The following is a 15008-nucleotide window of genomic DNA, read 5'->3' on the forward strand; positions in this document are numbered from 1 at the left end:
CGGTATTTCCGCGCAACCGAAGAGAACTCGACTCCCTTCGCCGGTACTAACCGGAGCAGGTTCGAGGGTCTGCGGCGAACCGCACTCTCAGCGCCAGTACCCATTAGCGGGTAGACGCTCCCCTGTCGTGTTGAATTGCTCATATCAGCTTACGCGCATGGCGGCGCGGGCGCCCCTTTACGACGCCGTTATGACGGCGAGCCGCGGGCGCACACTAAACTAGCTTCAACAACGCAGTGCGGGGCGGATTAGTCCCACCCACGGTTCAAGGAGACATATATGAATATCGTATTCAAACTGCTGAGCACCGGCATCAGCCTGGGCGCAGGATTTGCGGCCAGCAAGATCGTAGATACCGTTTGGGAGAAAAGCACCGGGAACAAGCCGCCCAAGGACGGCGGTGACCTGGAGAACAGCCTCCGCTCGGCCCTGACGTTTGCACTGGTGTCCTCTGCTGTGGCGGCCATCATCCAGGTCATTGCCGGGCGCACCACACAAAAGGCCATCGCCCGCTTCAACAGCCACCCCGAAGAGGTCTAGTCCGGTTCCCTAATTGCCGGGTTGGGTGTCCTCGCGAACGGCCTCAACCACCTCGTTGAGCTCGTCGGCGCTGAGCAGTTCGGGGCGCCGGTGCTTGGTCCGGTACCCGGCACGGCCCACCATATGGGCCGACACAGGAACCGTGAGCAGCTGAAACAGCCACGCCACCAGCAAGATCGGAACCAGCGACCACGCCCGGATCTGCAGGCCCACGGCCGCCAGCATCAAGAACAAACCCAGCACCTGCGGCTTGGTGGCGGCGTGCATCCGGCTCATCAGGTCAGGGAACCGCATCAGGCCAATGGCCGCGGCCAGGCTCATCAGGGCCCCGCCCAGCAGGCAAATCGCCGTCAGCACATTGATCAGGCCATCAACGCTCATGCGTCCTCCTTCTTATGGGCCACAAACCTGGCCACGGTGACCGAGCCGATGAAGCCGATCACGCTAAGAACCACCAGCAGTGCAAGGTTGTCGGCGTGCCGGTTCAGTGCCATCTCCGTGGCCAGTGAGGCGCCAAAAATTGCCAGCAGCACATCTGCGGCAATCACACGGTCCAGCAGGGAAGGCCCCGCCGCAATCCGGTAAATGGTCCCGGCTGCCGCCAGTGAAAGTACGACGGCGACCATCACCACTACAATTTGCAGGCCTGTCATGGCGCCTCCCTAGGTGACGGCGGGGCCGTCTCTGCTTTGAGTGCCGCCAGTTCTTCACGGCTTCCCATGACACGAATGAGCCTGGCCTCGATCTCCTGGATTTCGGCACGAGCCTTCGTCACGCCCTCGGGCGTGGAGACGTTGAGTGCATGCACGTACAAGGTGGAGGTGCCGCGATCGACCTCCACCACCAAGGACCCTGGAATCAAGGACAGCACGTGGCCGGTGGCTGTCATCAAAAAATCCGATTTGCTGCGCAGGGGTACGGCGATAACAGCATTGCGGATGGCTGGCCCGCGCACCACGGCCAAGTAGAGCACCTGCACACTGGCCACCGTCACCTCACCAAGGAAGCGCAGCGTAAAGACGAGCGCCCGGAACACGTTGAAGCGGCCCGTCAGTTCAACGGGCGGCAGATAAAACGCTTTGGACACCCCAAAAGCGATCAAGGCACCAAAGACCAGGTTACCCAGGCTGAAATCCTGCCAGAGCGCACCCCACACAAAGACCATCCAGATGAGCAGGGGCACCTTTTGCCACACGCCCCGCTTTCCCTCTTTCACCTTGGTACTCATGGTGCGCCCACCCCACTGCCCAAAACAGCCTCAATATACGGGGTGCGGGCCAACATGCCCTCGGCGGCTTGTTGACTGAACTCGAACAAGGGGCCGGCAAAAACGCTCATGGCAAGCCCCAGCGCCACCAACCCCATGGTGGAATACACCATCATCTTGGGCAGGATGGGTATCTCGTTCTCGCCGGCAAACCGTCCCTCCGTGGCGTTAACGTGCTTGCTGGTCCGCAACGCGCTCATGCTGCGCCCCCCGGCAGCAACCGGCGCGGAGGCAAGCAGCACGGGGTCTGGATTCTCGGCGTCGGCGGTGCTGCGCCAAAACACCCGGTTCCAGACGCGTGCCATAACCAGCAGGGTCAGCAAGCTGGCCACCACCCCGCCCACCACCAGCGCATAGGCTAGCGGTGAGCCGTTGGCGACACCGGCCTGCAGCAACCCCAGCTTGCCCAGGAACCCGGAGAATGGCGGGATGCCGGCCAGGTTCATGGCGGGGATGAAATACAGCACGGCCAGGATAGGTGAGAGTTTGGCCAGGCCGCCCAGCCGCGTGATGGCCGAGGTCCCGCCGCGGCGTTCAATGAGGCCGGTCACCATGAACAAGCTGGTTTGGATGGTGATGTGGTGGATGACGTAGAAAATGGTGGCGGCCAGCCCCAGCACGGAGGACAGGGCGACGCCGAAGATCATGTACCCGATGTGGCTCACCAGGGTGAAGGAGAGCATTCGTTTAATGTCCGTCTGGGCCAAGGCGCCCAGGATGCCCACAAGCATGGTCAGCAACGCCACCCAGAGCAGTACGTCGTTAAAATCATCGGTGGGGAACAACAGGGTTTCGGTGCGGATGATCGCATACACGCCCACCTTGGTGAGCAGGCCGGCAAACACCGCGGTCACCGGGGCCGGGGCTGTCGGGTAGGAGTCGGGCAGCCAGAAGGACAGCGGGAACACGGCCGCCTTGATCCCAAACGCCACCAGCAACAACACGTGCAGCAGCTGCTGGGTGCCCGGATCCAGCGCGCCAAGCTTGATGGCCAGGTCTGCCAGGTTCACGGTGCCGGTGGCCCCGTAGATCATGGCGATCGCTATCAGGAACAACAGCGAGGACACCACACTGACCACCACGTAGGTGATGCCCGCACGGATGCGTGAGCCGGTGCCGCCCAGCGTCATCAACACGTAGCTGGCCGTCAGTAGAATCTCAAAACCCACATAAAGGTTAAAGAGATCCCCTGCCAGGAAGGCGTTGGAAACCCCTGCCACCAGGATCAGGTAGGTGGGGTGGAAGACGGAGACGGGCCCGCTTTCTTCTCCGTCCGCGGCACCCTGGCCGGAGGCGTAGGCCAGCACTGCCAGACTGACGGCGGAGGAGACCACCAACAGCAGCGAGGAGAACTGGTCCGCCACCATGACAATGCCAAAGGGTGGAGCCCAGCCGCCCAATTGCACGGCAACGGGCCCGGAATTCCACACCACCGCCAGAACCCACACCTCCAGGGTCAGGGTGAGGGAAAGCGTTCCCAGGCTGACCCTGCGCTGGGCGCGGGGATGGCGAATAAGTACAAAGGCGATGGCCGCCCCGAGGAAGGGAAGCGCCACGGCAAGCGGAGCGAAGGAGGCGACATTCATGAGCGGTCCTCCGGCGCCTGCGGCTCGGCATTCGGCTGGGCATTCGGCTGGGCATTCGGCTTCGCATTATGCCTGGCCCGCGAATGGGCGTTGTGCGCGGTGGCGGATTTCTTCAAGGTGACTCCTGGGATCATCTCTCGGCTCTCAAGGGGGTGATCGTTCTCATGGAAGTCGGAAATTTCGATGGCGATCTCGGAGTCCTCCTCAACGTCAAAGAGGTCTTGACTAGCCACCCGCAGATCCTCCCGGTCATCCTGGATGACATCTGCGTGGCTGAGCAGCCACGAGCGGTAGATCAGGCTGAGCATGAATGCCGTAACAGCAAAGGAAATGACAATGGAGGTGAGGATGAACGCCTGTGGCAGCGGGTCGTTATATTCCGTTGCCGGAATATCTTTGTTGAAGATCGGTGCCAGCCCGGCGTAGCCGCCGGTTGTCAGCAACAAGATGTTGGTGGCGTTGGCCAGCAACATCAATCCCAGCAGCACTCGGGTCAGGCTGCGTTCAAGCAACAGGTAGATGCCAATGGCGTAGAGGACACCCATCACCAGGAGCAGGGTCATGTTGATGCTCATCGTCCCGCCTCCAAAGGCTCGTCGTCTTCGATCAAGGTGATGCCACCGAGACCGTCTTCTTCATGCTGGTCAATTTCGGAGCCCAGGCTGCGCAGCACATCAACCACCAAGCCCACCACCACCAGGTACACGCCAATATCGAACATGGTGGAGGTGACAAACTTGATGTGCCCAAAAACCGGAAGGTCGAAGGAGAGGATGGCACTTTGGAAGATCTCCGCGCCAAAGAACAATGGCGTGATGCCCGTCAGCGCGGCCGCCGCCAAACCCACACCCAGCAAGGTTCCAGCTGAAATCCTGGTGGCCTCCGCCAGTTCAAAACGGCCGCCAGCCAGGTACCTGATGGTCAGCGCCAGGCCGGCCACCAGGCCGCCGGCAAAGCCTCCACCGGTGCCGTTGTGCCCAGCGAGCAAGAGGTAGATGGAGAGCACGATGATGCTGTGGAACACGAGGCGGGTGACCACCTCAATGATGATGGAGCGCCGTTCCGGGGCCAAGGTGCGCCCGGCCACCAGCCAGGGGTTGCCGGCGGTGGCCGTGAAGCGCTTGGCGAGTTCCGCCGTCGTACTCGGGGACTTCCCCCCGTCCGCCACGCGTCCAATGCTTCCCGTGGCCACTGTTGCGGCGCGGGCAAGCCGCTGGCCGCGCCCACGAACAAAGATCAAACTGGCCACACCCGTCGCGGCAATGGCCAGGACCGAGATCTCACCAAAGGTATCCCAGGCGCGGATGTCCACAAGCGTGACGTTGACAACGTTCAGGCCGCCGCCACCTTCATAGGCCATCTTGGGCAGTTCCAGGCTGATGGGCGTGGCAATCCGCGAGCCCATGGCCACCACGCCCACCACCACCATGACGGCCCCAAACGTGACACCCAAGACGATGCGCAAGAGCTTGTGATTCCCGGCAGTGCGTTCCTGCAGTCCCGGGGGCAGCGAACGCATGGCCAGCACAAACGCCACCAGAATGATGGTTTCCACCAACATCTGCGTCAACGCCAGATCAGGCGCGCCTTGCAAGGCAAAGATCAGCGCCACGCCATAACCGGTGACCGAGACCATCAACACGGCCATGAAACGCTTGTTGGCCCTGGTCGCGGCCACCGCACCCACCGCGATGGCAATTCCTGCAACAACCTGGAACGGGGAACCAGAGTCAAAGAAGTAAACCTTCTTGCTCCAGCTCTGCTCGGTGATGACCAGCACAGCCCCAATGCTGGCCAGTGCGGTGCCCATGATGACCACCAGATAGAAGAACAGCGAGCCGCGCTGTGTGCGGCCGGTAACCCAGATGGCCACCCGGTCCAGCACCACGATTGACTGCCGGTAGCCGCGTTCAAAGTCGATCACGGGCGGCAGCTTGGCTTGCAACCGTTCGACCCGCTGCCGCACCGCGAACAAACCCAGTCCGCCGGCCACCACCACCACACTCAACGCCAATGGCAGTGTGAAACCGTGCCAAAGCGAGAGATGCAAGCTCGCTGGATCATCGGCGCGGAACTGGGCGCTGTAGGGGGCAATCCAGCCTTCCACCAGGTGGGGGTAGAGCCCGTAGGTAACTGTGAGCAGGCTCAGTAGGGCCGGTGCGCCCAGGAACAAGGCACCCACCGGCTTGAACGCGGTGGCCATGCCCTTTGGCTTTTTCGCAAAGCCACCCCACATGAACCGCGCACTGTAGGCGAAGGTCAGGATGGAACCCACCACCATGCTGGCCAGCACCAGGACACCGATGGTGGTTCCGGCAGGGCCGTAGCGGGCATTGGCTGCAAAGGCCGCAAACACCGCTTCCTTGGCGACGAATCCGGCCAACGGCGGCAGCCCGGCCATGGAGGCCGCGCAAATCAAGGCGACCACGCCCAGCTTTGGTGCCGACCGGAACACCCCGGACAGTTCGCGGATGTCGCGTGTTCCTGACTGGTGGTCGATGATGCCCACCACCAGGAACAACGCCGCCTTGAACAGCCCGTGAGCCAGGACCATGGCCATGCCGGCCATGGCGGCTTCTTTGCTACCCAACCCCACGACGACGGTCAGGAAACCAAGCTGGCTGACAGTGCCGTAGGCGAGGATCAGTTTCAGGTCGTGCTGGCGCAGGGCCCGCCAGCCGCCCACCAGCATGGTGGCAAGCCCCAGGACGGTGATGATCAGCTGCCAGTATTCGGTTCCGGAAAAGCCGGGGGCCAGGCGGGCGATCAGATAGATGCCTGCCTTCACCATGGCGGCGGCATGCAGGTAAGCACTGACAGGTGTGGGAGCCGCCATGGCGCCGGGCAGCCAGAAATGGAAGGGCACCAGGGCCGACTTAGTCACGGCCCCCACCAAGATCAGCGCAATCCCAATGTCCAGGGCGGTGCCGGGGGCTCCCGTGGCTGCCACCAATTCCGGGGCCTTGGCCAGCAGGCCCGAGATGCTGTACGTGCCGGCAGCCTCACCCACCATGATCAAGCCCACCAGCATGGCCAGCCCGCCAAAGGTGGTGACCATCAACGCCTGCAAGGCGGCGCGCCGGGCAGCGATACGGGTGCGGGCGTACCCAATCAAAAGATAGGAAAGAACAGTTGTCAGTTCCCAGAAGACAAACAACAAGATCAAGTTGTCGGCCGTGACCAGGCCAAACATGACGCCGGCGAAAGCCACCAACTGGGCACCAAAGCCGCCCAGCCCGGCGTCGTCCGTCTTAAAATAACGGGCACAGTAGGCCAGCACCAGGGCGCCAACACCGAGCACCAGCAGCGACATCATCCACGAGAGCTGGTCCATGCGGAACGTCAGATTCACCTCGAGGACCGAAATCCAGGGGATGTTCACGGAGGGACTTATAGCCGTCGGCGAATAGACGGCCTCATATTGGCTCAACAGCCAGATGAAGCTCGCTGCGGGGACGGCGGCCAGCACGTAGAACGCGGCACGGCCCACCCGGGCAAACAAAATGGGCGCAAGAATGGCCACGAGGAAATGCGCACACAGGACAATCAACACAGTGGGCTCCGCATGTTTGGGGCTGGCGTCACAAGCGCGGACAGAGAAATCGGCAGAATCCGACCGTTCCAGCCTACCAACTCCCGTGCCTGATGTGACGCGGCACAAGCCGCCCGCACCCAAGGGTGAGCGTCATCACAACGTTATGACGCGGCTTGATGTTTGCGCGCGCGCCACCGCCCGGTAACTTTGGGCGGCTACTATGTGGCGTATGACTGAGTACCCGCCGGCTGCCGCCTACCCGCCAGCCCCCACGGCCAAACAACCCGGCACCACCTGGCAGATTGTGGCTTGGTCCCTGTGGGACTGGGGCGGTGCCGCTTTTAACGCGGTCATGACCACCTTCATCTTCACCGCGCTCTACCTCACCGGGGACGCCTTTGGCGGGGCGGATCACGCCACGGCTGTTTTGGCTTTCACCATGTCGGTATCCGGGCTGTTCATTGCGCTCCTGGCACCCGTCGCCGGGCAGCGCAGCGACCACAGCGGTCGGCGCAAGCTGTGGCTGGGCATCAACACGGTCATTGTTGCGGTCCTGACCGGCGCCTGCTTCTTTGTCCAGCCCCAGGAGTCCTACCTGCTCTTTGGCTGTTTCCTGATCGCCGCCGGGCACGTGTTCTTTGAGCTGGCCGGCGTGAACTACAACGCCATGCTGTTGCAAATTTCAACGAAGTCCACCATTGGCAAGATCAGCGGTTTCGGCTGGGCTGCAGGCTACCTTGGCGGCATCGTGGCACTGCTGATCGTTTTCTTTGCCCTGATCAAGCCCGAGGTCGCAATCTTTGGGATCACGGCCGCGGATGGCATGAGCTACCGGGCCGTTGCCGTTTTCTCAGCCCTGTGGATCCTGGTGTTTTCCATCCCCGTGCTGCTGGCCATTCCGGAATCCAAGCCGGATCCCACGATGCCCAAGGTGGGCTTCTTCCAGTCCTACCGTGAGCTGTTCCGCACCATTGTGCGGCTGGCAAAAACCCAACCACACACGCTGTACTTCCTGATTTCATCGGCCATTTTTCGTGACGGCCTGGCGGCGATCTTCACCTTCGGGGCCGTCCTGGCTGTGGGCTCCTTCGGTTTCAAAACCGGTGATGTGCTGATCTTTGCCATCGCCGGCAACGTGGTGGCCGCCATCGGCGCCCTGTCCGCAGGGTATTTCGATGACAAGTTTGGGCCCAAGGCCGTCATTGTCACCTCACTTCTGGGCCTGCTGGCCTCCGGAGGGATCCTGCTGTTCCTCGACGGGAAAACAGCGTTCTGGGTCTTTGGACTGATCCTGTGCCTGTTCGTGGGACCGGCCCAGTCCTCGGCCCGCACGTTCATGGGACGCCTGGCGCCCCCAGGTCATGAGGGCGAATTGTTTGGCCTCTACGCGACCACCGGCCGCGCGGTGTCCTTCCTGGCCCCGCTGCTGTTCGCCCAGTCCATCCTGCTCTTCGGAGCCCAAAAATGGGGCATCATCGGCATCTTGGTGGTCCTCCTGGCGGGGCTGGTGCTGCTCGTGCCGGTCAAAGCCCCGCCCCGTGGGGGCGCGGCAGCTTAGCGGGGCAGATCCCCCGTGAGCTCTGAGATATGGCCCGTGCGCTAAATGGCGGTGCGGTGAAAGTTCTGGAAAGACCGCGACGCCGTGGGGCCACGCTGACCCTGGTAACGGTTGAGGTAAGGCCCGGTACCGTACGGGTTCTCCGCCGGTGAGGAGAGCTGGAAGAAGCACAGCTGGCCAATCTTCATCCCCGGCCAGAGCTTGATGGGCAGGGTGGCCACATTGGAAAGTTCCAAGGTGATGTGGCCCGAGAAGCCGGGGTCGATGAAGCCGGCCGTGGAGTGTGTCACCAGGCCCAGACGCCCCAGGGAGGACTTGCCTTCCAGACGCGCCGCCAGATTGTCCGGCAAGGTGACAGTCTCGTAGGTGGAGCTCAAGACAAACTCGCCCGGGTGCAAGATGAACGGCTCATCGGCAGCAACTTCCACCAGACGGGTCAGGTCCGGCTGCTCTTCCGACGGATCGATGTGGGCGTAGCGGTGGTTGTCAAAAAGTCGAAAGAACCTGTCCATGCGCACATCAACACTAGATGGTTGCACCATGGAGGGGTCATAGGGGTCCAAGACAATGCGCTTGGCGTCAATTTCGGCTCGAATGTCGCGGTCTGAGATCAGCACCTTCTAAAAATAGCGCATTGGAGCTACACTGGCGCAGTTCAGCGGCACCGAAGAATTATTTGGCACCGGGATGGCGTTGAGATCAAACGGTAGCTCACACAGTTTCAGCGCTAAGGTAGGACCATGAATATTGAAGAGACTCCTCTTCCGGGCATTGGTGTCCGCCGGGAATTGCGGCTCGCCACCGGGCGCCGGGTGGGCGTGGTGACCCACCGCGACGGCCAGACAGAGCTGATCCTTTCCCGCATTGATGATCCCGACGCCTGCGCCGCGTCCATCCCGCTCAGTGCCGAGGAAGCCGCGGCGCTGGGTTCGCTTTTGGGTTCCGCCCAGCTCATTGCCCAGCTCGCTGCCGAGCAAGAGAACGTTTCCGGAGTGACCACGCACCAAATCTTGATCCGCAAGGGTTCCCGCTACGCTGGCCGGCCTTTGGGAGACACGCAGATGCGCACCCGCACCGGAACCTCCATCGTGGCTTTGCTTCGCGATGACGATGTCATTGGCTCCCCACGCCCGGACGAAGTCCTGCACGCCGGCGATTTGGCTGTGATCGTCGGCACCGACGAGGGTCTGGCGCAGGCAGCCTTGATTTTGCAGTCCAGGTTGTAATTCACCAATGGACCCGACGACGCTCTCCCTCATCCAACTCGGCATAGTCTTTTTCGGGCTCGGGTTTCTGGGACGCCTCGCCGGGCGTATTGGCATGTCCCCGGTTCCGCTATACCTGCTGGGCGGGCTCGCTTTTGGCGAGGGCGGGTTCGTCAACCTGGCCGGGATTGACGGCTTCGCCCACATCGCCAGCGAGATTGGTGTCATCCTCCTGCTGCTTATGCTTGGTTTGGAATATACGGCCAAGGAACTGGTGACGGGCCTGCGCCAGTCGTGGATGGCCGGGCTGATGGACCTGGTCCTGAACATGCTCCCGGGGGTGGCTGTGGCATTGATCCTGGGGTGGGGGCCGGTGGGTGCGCTGGTCATGGCCGGCATCACCTACATCTCCTCCTCGGGCATCATCGCCAAAGTTTTGGGTGACTTGGGCCGGCTGGGTAACCGAGAGACCCCCGTGATCTTATCCATTTTGGTCATCGAAGATTTGGCCATGGCGGCGTACCTGCCCATTCTGACCGCCGTCCTGTCCGGGGTCTCATTCGCGGGCGGGCTGAGCGCAGTTGGCATCTCCCTCGCCGTCATCACGGCGGTCTTGGTGGTGGCCCTGCGTTTTGGACACGTTGTTTCCAAGGCTTTGGACAGCCCCGACAGGGAGTCGTTCCTACTCAAACTACTTGGGGCGGCGCTTTTGGTTGCGGGTCTCGCCTCAGCCCTGCAGGTCTCTGCCGCCGTGGGGGCGTTCTTGTTGGGGATCGCTATTTCCGGTGGTACGGCACAGAGCGCCACCCGCGTCTTGGAGCCGCTGCGGGACCTGTTCGCTGCCATGTTCTTCGTCTTGTTCGGCCTGAACACCGACCCGCGCACCATTCCCCCGGTGCTCGGTTTTGCCTTGGCTCTGGCCGTAGTTTCCGCCACCACCAAGGTCTTCACTGGTTGGTGGGCGGCCAAGCGGCAAGGCATTGCCGTGCTGGGACGTGCACGGGCCGGTGCTGCGCTGATTGCCCGCGGCGAGTTTTCCATTGTCATTGCCGGACTGGCGGTGGCCTCCGGTGCCGTTCCGGCCCAACTGGCCGCCCTGGCCACCACCTATGTGCTGATCATGGCCGTCTTTGGCCCCATCGCGACCCGTTATGTGGAGCCCGTGGTGCGATTTTTTCAGGGCAAAAAGCCGCAGGCCCAGGAACCCGAACTCTCCTTTTAGAGCCGCGTTGCATGTGGCCGCGCTGGCAGCACGACGGCGTCACGCGCCGTTTTTTCGCGAACCAGTTCGCCTCGACTCCCGTATGACGATTGGATCAGCGGGGCGTTTGTCCCGAACAGTTTCCTCGAGGGAGTACATCATGGTCTTTGGACGACGCAACCGACCTTCCGTTTTACGGACAGTGGCCCGAACCTCGGTCATTGCCGGCACCGCCACGGCCGCCAGCAATGCTGTGAACAACAAGGCGGCAAATCAGCAGGCTGCCGCGCAGCAACTGTTGGCCCAGCAAGCCCAGACACCTGCGTTCCCCGTTCCGGCGGCCGCACCTGTTGGGGCGCCGGTTGCGGTCTTGTTGGGAAAACTGGAACGTCTGGCCGCGCTGCACGCTTCCGGCGCCCTCTCGGATGCCGAATTTGCAGCAGTTAAAGCCTCAATCACCGGCTAGCTCGTGGCGGGACTGCGGTGGTGGTCCCGTAATGTTCAACCGGGCCCTGAACATCCGCTAGACTTTTCTTGCAATGCGCGGCACAAAGGGGTTTCTCCCGATGGCATGCAACTTTGCGGGCGTAGCTCAATGGTAGAGCGCTAGCTTCCCAAGCTCGATACGCGGGTTCGATTCCCGTCGCCCGCTCCGTACGAGTAAGTGAGATATTGATGCCCCCGCTGTCCGCAGCGGGGGCATCAGTTCTTTCCCATGCCGGTGCGATCAGCGTTCGGGGGTGCACCGGTGCGTGTAGGGTCTGTTCAGGGGCCACGTTGGTTCCCTCGAGGGGAGCAACCATGGGCCAGGACCAGCAGTTACAAGCACAAAGCCAGCCGGCAGCCGGGCTGCGCCTGGGCGTTTTGGGTGCGTCGAGGAAGCCGGATGAGCGCCGCGCGGCCATCCACCCGGAGCATTTTCTTCGCATCGATGAGGCCTTGCGCCAGCGCATGACCCTGGAAACTGGCTACGGCGAACGCTTTGGGTACACCGATTCCGAGCTGGCACCACTGGTGGGCGCCATCGCCTCACGGGCCCAGGTCATTGCCAACTCGGACGTGATCCTGCTCCCCAAGCCACAGGCCAGTGACCTTGGAGAATTCAGGGATGGTCAGGTCATGTGGGGTTGGCCGCACTGCGTCCAGGACCGCTCCATCACCCAGCTCTCCATCGACAAGAAGCTGACAGTTATTGCTTTTGAGGCCATGAACCACTGGAACAGCGACGGCAGTTTTAGCCTGCACGTTTTCCACCTGAACAATGAGCTGGCCGGGTACAGTTCGGTGCTCCACGCCCTGGCGCTGACGGGGTCCACCGGCGACTACGGCCGCCGGCTCAAGGCCGTGGTGATTGGCTTTGGCGCCACGGCCCGCGGCGCCGTCACGGCCCTGAACGCCCTGGGCATCTCCGACGTTCAGGTATTGACAAGCCGCAACGTGGCAGCCGTCGCCTCACCCATCCACTCCACAGCAATGGTGCAATTCGATTTCTCCCAGGAGTACCCCCACAACGGAAATGTGATGTTGGACGACGGTGACGTCCCGTTGGCAGAGTTCCTGGCCGGGGCCGACATCGTCGTCAACTGCACCCTGCAGGATCCCAACGACCCCATGATGTACCTGCGCGAAGCCGATCTGGGTGCGTTCCGCCGCGGCAGCCTGATCATCGACGTTTCCTGCGATGAGGGTATGGGCTTTAGTTGGGCCAGGAGCACCACGTTCACCGACCCAATCTTTCAGGTGGGCGATCACATCAACTACTACGCCGTTGATCACAGCCCCAGCTACCTCTGGAATTCCGCCACCTGGGAGATCAGCGAAAGCCTGCTGCCGTTCATTGAAACGGTCATGGCCGGCCCAGCCGCCTGGGCGGAGAATGAGACCATCTCCCGCGCCATTGAAATTCACGACGGCGTCATCGTCAACCCTGCCATCCTTGAGTTCCAGGACCGTGCCGAAAGCTATCCGCACCTCCCGCTGGCTGGCGCGTAGGCGCCCAGGACCTTAGCGGTACTGGCGCACCTGCGGGCAGGCAAAGGGGTCAGCCGTGGAAAGCCCACCCGGTTGAGGTAGCTGACTACTATCCCGGACGACTGCAACAGCGAGGTCTCCGTGAAGCGAATGTTGTTGCTCGCACAGGCGTCATGGACCAAAGCGTTGGCCCGGCTCCCGGCCTCCAAGACCGGCATGCCATTGCGATTCGGGGCAAAGGACGTTCCGATGTAGAAGCCGAAGACCGCCATTTGCACCCCAAACCTGAACACCAACAAGGCGATCTCCACGGAGCGGAAACAAAAGAGTGCCCTGATGGCCGGTGATGACGGCTGCGAACCCGTGTTTGCCCGCAGCCCCCTCCTCGTGGAAGGCGACAACCCCCGTGTGGATGTCCGGGGCCTTGTCTTTCACCTTGGGATTCTGGTGGTGGGCGGTGTGCTTTTTCACCCACAGCTCGTGGCTCATGCCCACTAGCAGCGGCCCCCAACATCAGCAACAGTGCGGCGAATAGCGACAACTATAATGTTCGACGCCGTCCCATGAGCCCTGCGGCACGTACCGTTTTCAGCAACCCGGCAGAGGACTTGACCACCGAGGTGCGCGGAGGTTGCGCACCGGGGTGCGCCCAGAAGTGATGGGTGAGCTGATCGAGTTTTGTATGGTGTCACCGGCGGGTCAGCCACACACCTGCCTACACCGGTTCCTGCCCGGTAGCCCGCGGCACGATGAACACTAGGCGACGGGCGCTGCGCAGGTTCACCTTGAGCGTCAGCTGGCCGCGCTTGGCCAGGACCAGACCAATCACGACGGCTGCCAGCGCCGGCATGCCACCAGCAACCAGCATGGCCCACTGCACCCCCCAATGTTCGGCCAACCAGCCCATGAGCGGTCCGCCCAAGGCCTGGCCGCCGATGAGCACCATGATGTACAGGCTCATGACCCGGCCGCGGATCGACACGTTCGTGGACATTTGCACCAGTTGGTTTGCGCTGGTCAGAAACAGCAATGAACAAAAACCGGCCACCACCATGACCGCCCCAAAGGACGCCATGCTCGGAGCCGTGGAGGCAATCATCAACACCACCCCATAGGCGCCGGCGGCCATCATGACTGAGCGCAACCGCAGCGTGGCGAACCTGGTGGAAGCCAGCGCCCCGCCCAGCGCCCCGAGCGCAACGAGAGTGTTCAACAGACCGTAGCCTCCGGCACCGACGTCGAACACGTTGTTGGCGTAGGCGGCCATCAGCACGGCAAGGCTCAACCCAAATACCGCAAAGACGGCGGCCATGATGGCGGGAAAGACGATGGTTGGCTTGTGCAAGGCATACCGGACACCTTCCATCAGCTGGCCCTTGGCACGCTTCACCGGCGGCATTTGCACCAGTTCATTGGCGCGGATCCGCGACAAAGAGATAACCGTGATGGTGCAGGCCAGCGCATTCGCGGCGAAGGCCCAGCCCCCGCCCACAGCCATGATCAGCACGCCGCTGACGGCCGGGCCCACCATGCCGCCCATTTGGAAGATGGAGGAGTTCAAGCTGATGGCGTTGCGTAGTTGCCGCGGTCCCACGAGTTCGTTGACGAAGACCTGGCGGGCAGGCTGGTCCGCCACCACCACCAGACCCAGGACAAAGGCGATGACGTAGATATGCCAGACCTCAAGGTGCCCGGTGAGCGCCAGGACCGCCATGATGGCGGCCAGAATCCCCGCGGCGCTTTGGCTGATCATCAGGATCAGGCGCTTGGAGTACCTGTCGGCCAGGATGCCTCCCAGCGGCATGAGTACAAGGGAGGGGATGAATTGCATGAAGACGGTAATGCCGACGGCGGTCACCGAACCGGAAAGTTCCAGCACCATCCAGTCCTGGGCCACCCGTTGCATCCACACTGCAATGACCGCCAGCAGGTTTGCGGAGGCAAAGATGCGGTAGTTGCGGATCTTCAGCGAGGAAAATGTCTGGTTCCACGGCGGGCGCGTTGTGACCGTGTTCAAGGGGGCGGTGTGGGTGGCGGATGGCTGGGCAGCATGCTGGGTTGCTGGTGGGGGCGTCAACGCGATGGTCCTGTGGCTTGTGGGGTGGGTTTGAGCTATTTCAACCCTAGGCCGGGCAAGTCCATACA

16 protein-coding genes, 1 tRNA gene and 1 riboswitch are annotated in these 15008 nt (G+C 62.2%); of the genes, 8 read left to right on the forward strand and 9 right to left on the reverse strand.

Features of this window, described 5'->3' with window-relative positions:
- Window positions 1-15: 15 nt before the first annotated feature.
- Window positions 16-134, reverse strand: a riboswitch (TPP riboswitch).
- Between the two features lie 145 nt (window positions 135-279).
- Window positions 280-540 (forward strand): DUF4235 domain-containing protein, encoded by a 261-nt coding sequence (locus AOC05_RS14545; protein ID WP_062007851.1) that lies wholly within the window; start codon window positions 280-282, stop codon window positions 538-540.
- A gap of 9 nt (window positions 541-549) precedes the next feature.
- Here AOC05_RS14545 and mnhG read toward each other — a convergent pair whose 3' ends face one another.
- The 6 genes from mnhG to AOC05_RS14575 are packed head-to-tail and all read right to left on the reverse strand — an operon-like array spanning window position 550 to window position 6946.
- A complete protein-coding gene (gene mnhG / locus AOC05_RS14550) occupies window positions 550-921 on the reverse strand; it encodes a monovalent cation/H(+) antiporter subunit G (RefSeq protein WP_062007852.1) in 372 nt (123 codons plus the stop codon).
- A complete protein-coding gene (locus tag AOC05_RS14555) occupies window positions 918-1193 on the reverse strand; it encodes a monovalent cation/H+ antiporter complex subunit F (RefSeq protein WP_062007853.1) in 276 nt (91 codons plus the stop codon). Before AOC05_RS14555 ends, mnhG begins: the two co-directional genes overlap by 4 nt.
- Entirely contained in the window at window positions 1190-1768 is a 579-nt protein-coding gene (locus AOC05_RS14560; RefSeq protein ID WP_062007854.1) for a Na+/H+ antiporter subunit E, read from the reverse strand. Before AOC05_RS14560 ends, AOC05_RS14555 begins: the two co-directional genes overlap by 4 nt.
- Window positions 1765-3393, reverse strand: coding sequence for a Na+/H+ antiporter subunit D (locus AOC05_RS14565; RefSeq protein ID WP_062007855.1), 1629 nt, complete (start codon window positions 3391-3393; stop codon window positions 1765-1767). Before AOC05_RS14565 ends, AOC05_RS14560 begins: the two co-directional genes overlap by 4 nt.
- On the reverse strand, window positions 3390-3968 hold the full coding sequence (locus AOC05_RS14570) for a Na(+)/H(+) antiporter subunit C (RefSeq protein WP_082358006.1): 579 nt from the start codon (window positions 3966-3968) through the stop codon (window positions 3390-3392). Before AOC05_RS14570 ends, AOC05_RS14565 begins: the two co-directional genes overlap by 4 nt.
- A complete protein-coding gene (locus tag AOC05_RS14575) occupies window positions 3965-6946 on the reverse strand; it encodes a Na+/H+ antiporter subunit A (protein WP_062007856.1) in 2982 nt (993 codons plus the stop codon). The genes AOC05_RS14570 and AOC05_RS14575 overlap by 4 nt, the downstream gene beginning before the upstream one ends.
- 211 nt (window positions 6947-7157) lie before the next feature.
- Here AOC05_RS14575 and AOC05_RS14580 point away from each other — a divergent pair, with 211 nt between their 5' ends.
- A complete protein-coding gene (locus tag AOC05_RS14580) occupies window positions 7158-8486 on the forward strand; it encodes an MFS transporter (protein WP_062007857.1) in 1329 nt (442 codons plus the stop codon).
- Between the two features lie 41 nt (window positions 8487-8527).
- Here AOC05_RS14580 and dcd read toward each other — a convergent pair whose 3' ends face one another.
- Entirely contained in the window at window positions 8528-9103 is a 576-nt protein-coding gene (gene dcd, locus AOC05_RS14585; RefSeq protein ID WP_062007858.1) for a dCTP deaminase, read from the reverse strand.
- 123 nt (window positions 9104-9226) lie between these two features.
- Between dcd and AOC05_RS14590 the strand changes: the two genes are divergently transcribed.
- The 5 genes from AOC05_RS14590 to AOC05_RS14610 all read left to right on the forward strand — a co-directional run bounded on the left by AOC05_RS14590 (window position 9227) and on the right by AOC05_RS14610 (window position 12884).
- Window positions 9227-9712, forward strand: a complete 486-nt coding sequence (locus AOC05_RS14590; RefSeq protein WP_062007859.1) for a cation:proton antiporter regulatory subunit — start codon at window positions 9227-9229, stop codon at window positions 9710-9712.
- A gap of 7 nt (window positions 9713-9719) precedes the next feature.
- Window positions 9720-10913: a cation:proton antiporter gene (locus AOC05_RS14595; protein WP_062007860.1), complete on the forward strand. Its 1194-nt coding sequence runs from the start codon at window positions 9720-9722 to the stop codon at window positions 10911-10913.
- Window positions 10914-10995: 82 nt separating this feature from the next.
- A complete protein-coding gene (locus AOC05_RS14600) occupies window positions 10996-11358 on the forward strand; it encodes an SHOCT domain-containing protein (RefSeq protein WP_231687123.1) in 363 nt (120 codons plus the stop codon).
- Window positions 11359-11473: 115 nt separating this feature from the next.
- Window positions 11474-11544, forward strand: a tRNA-Gly gene (locus AOC05_RS14605).
- 149 nt (window positions 11545-11693) lie between these two features.
- Window positions 11694-12884, forward strand: a complete 1191-nt coding sequence (locus tag AOC05_RS14610; protein WP_062007862.1) for a N(5)-(carboxyethyl)ornithine synthase — start codon at window positions 11694-11696, stop codon at window positions 12882-12884.
- On the opposite strand, the gene AOC05_RS14615 is transcribed toward AOC05_RS14610, so the two are convergent.
- Entirely contained in the window at window positions 12854-13174 is a 321-nt protein-coding gene (locus tag AOC05_RS14615; protein ID WP_157374997.1) for a hypothetical protein, read from the reverse strand. The genes AOC05_RS14610 and AOC05_RS14615 overlap by 31 nt on opposite strands.
- 25 nt (window positions 13175-13199) lie before the next feature.
- Between AOC05_RS14615 and AOC05_RS19530 the strand changes: the two genes are divergently transcribed.
- The gene (locus tag AOC05_RS19530; protein WP_157374998.1) at window positions 13200-13361 is read left to right on the forward strand and encodes a hypothetical protein; all 162 of its coding nucleotides are present in this window, start codon (window positions 13200-13202) and stop codon (window positions 13359-13361) included.
- 217 nt (window positions 13362-13578) lie between these two features.
- Here the strand turns inward: AOC05_RS19530 and AOC05_RS14620 are convergent, their stop codons facing one another.
- Entirely contained in the window at window positions 13579-14940 is a 1362-nt protein-coding gene (locus AOC05_RS14620) for an MFS transporter (RefSeq protein WP_062007864.1), read from the reverse strand.
- Window positions 14941-15008 lie beyond the last annotated feature (68 nt).

Source organism: Arthrobacter alpinus (genome assembly GCF_001294625.1).
GTDB lineage: Bacteria > Actinomycetota > Actinomycetes > Actinomycetales > Micrococcaceae > Specibacter > Specibacter alpinus_A.

Excerpts from the sequence above, each read along its gene's own strand:
- AOC05_RS14545 (WP_062007851.1), top strand. The coding sequence starts at position 280 with ATGAATATCGTATTCAAACTGCTGAGCACCGGCATCAGCCTGGGCGCA.
- mnhG (WP_062007852.1), bottom strand. The coding sequence starts at position 921 with ATGAGCGTTGATGGCCTGATCAATGTGCTGACGGCGATTTGCCTGCTG.
- AOC05_RS14555 (WP_062007853.1), bottom strand. The coding sequence starts at position 1,193 with ATGACAGGCCTGCAAATTGTAGTGGTGATGGTCGCCGTCGTACTTTCA.
- AOC05_RS14560 (WP_062007854.1), bottom strand. The coding sequence starts at position 1,768 with ATGAGTACCAAGGTGAAAGAGGGAAAGCGGGGCGTGTGGCAAAAGGTG.
- AOC05_RS14565 (WP_062007855.1), bottom strand. The coding sequence starts at position 3,393 with ATGAATGTCGCCTCCTTCGCTCCGCTTGCCGTGGCGCTTCCCTTCCTC.
- AOC05_RS14570 (WP_082358006.1), bottom strand. The coding sequence starts at position 3,968 with ATGAGCATCAACATGACCCTGCTCCTGGTGATGGGTGTCCTCTACGCC.
- AOC05_RS14580 (WP_062007857.1), top strand. The coding sequence starts at position 7,158 with ATGACTGAGTACCCGCCGGCTGCCGCCTACCCGCCAGCCCCCACGGCC.
- AOC05_RS14590 (WP_062007859.1), top strand. The coding sequence starts at position 9,227 with ATGAATATTGAAGAGACTCCTCTTCCGGGCATTGGTGTCCGCCGGGAA.
- AOC05_RS14595 (WP_062007860.1), top strand. The coding sequence starts at position 9,720 with ATGGACCCGACGACGCTCTCCCTCATCCAACTCGGCATAGTCTTTTTC.
- AOC05_RS14600 (WP_231687123.1), top strand. The coding sequence starts at position 10,996 with ATGACGATTGGATCAGCGGGGCGTTTGTCCCGAACAGTTTCCTCGAGG.
- AOC05_RS14610 (WP_062007862.1), top strand. The coding sequence starts at position 11,694 with ATGGGCCAGGACCAGCAGTTACAAGCACAAAGCCAGCCGGCAGCCGGG.
- AOC05_RS19530 (WP_157374998.1), top strand. The coding sequence starts at position 13,200 with ATGGCCGGTGATGACGGCTGCGAACCCGTGTTTGCCCGCAGCCCCCTC.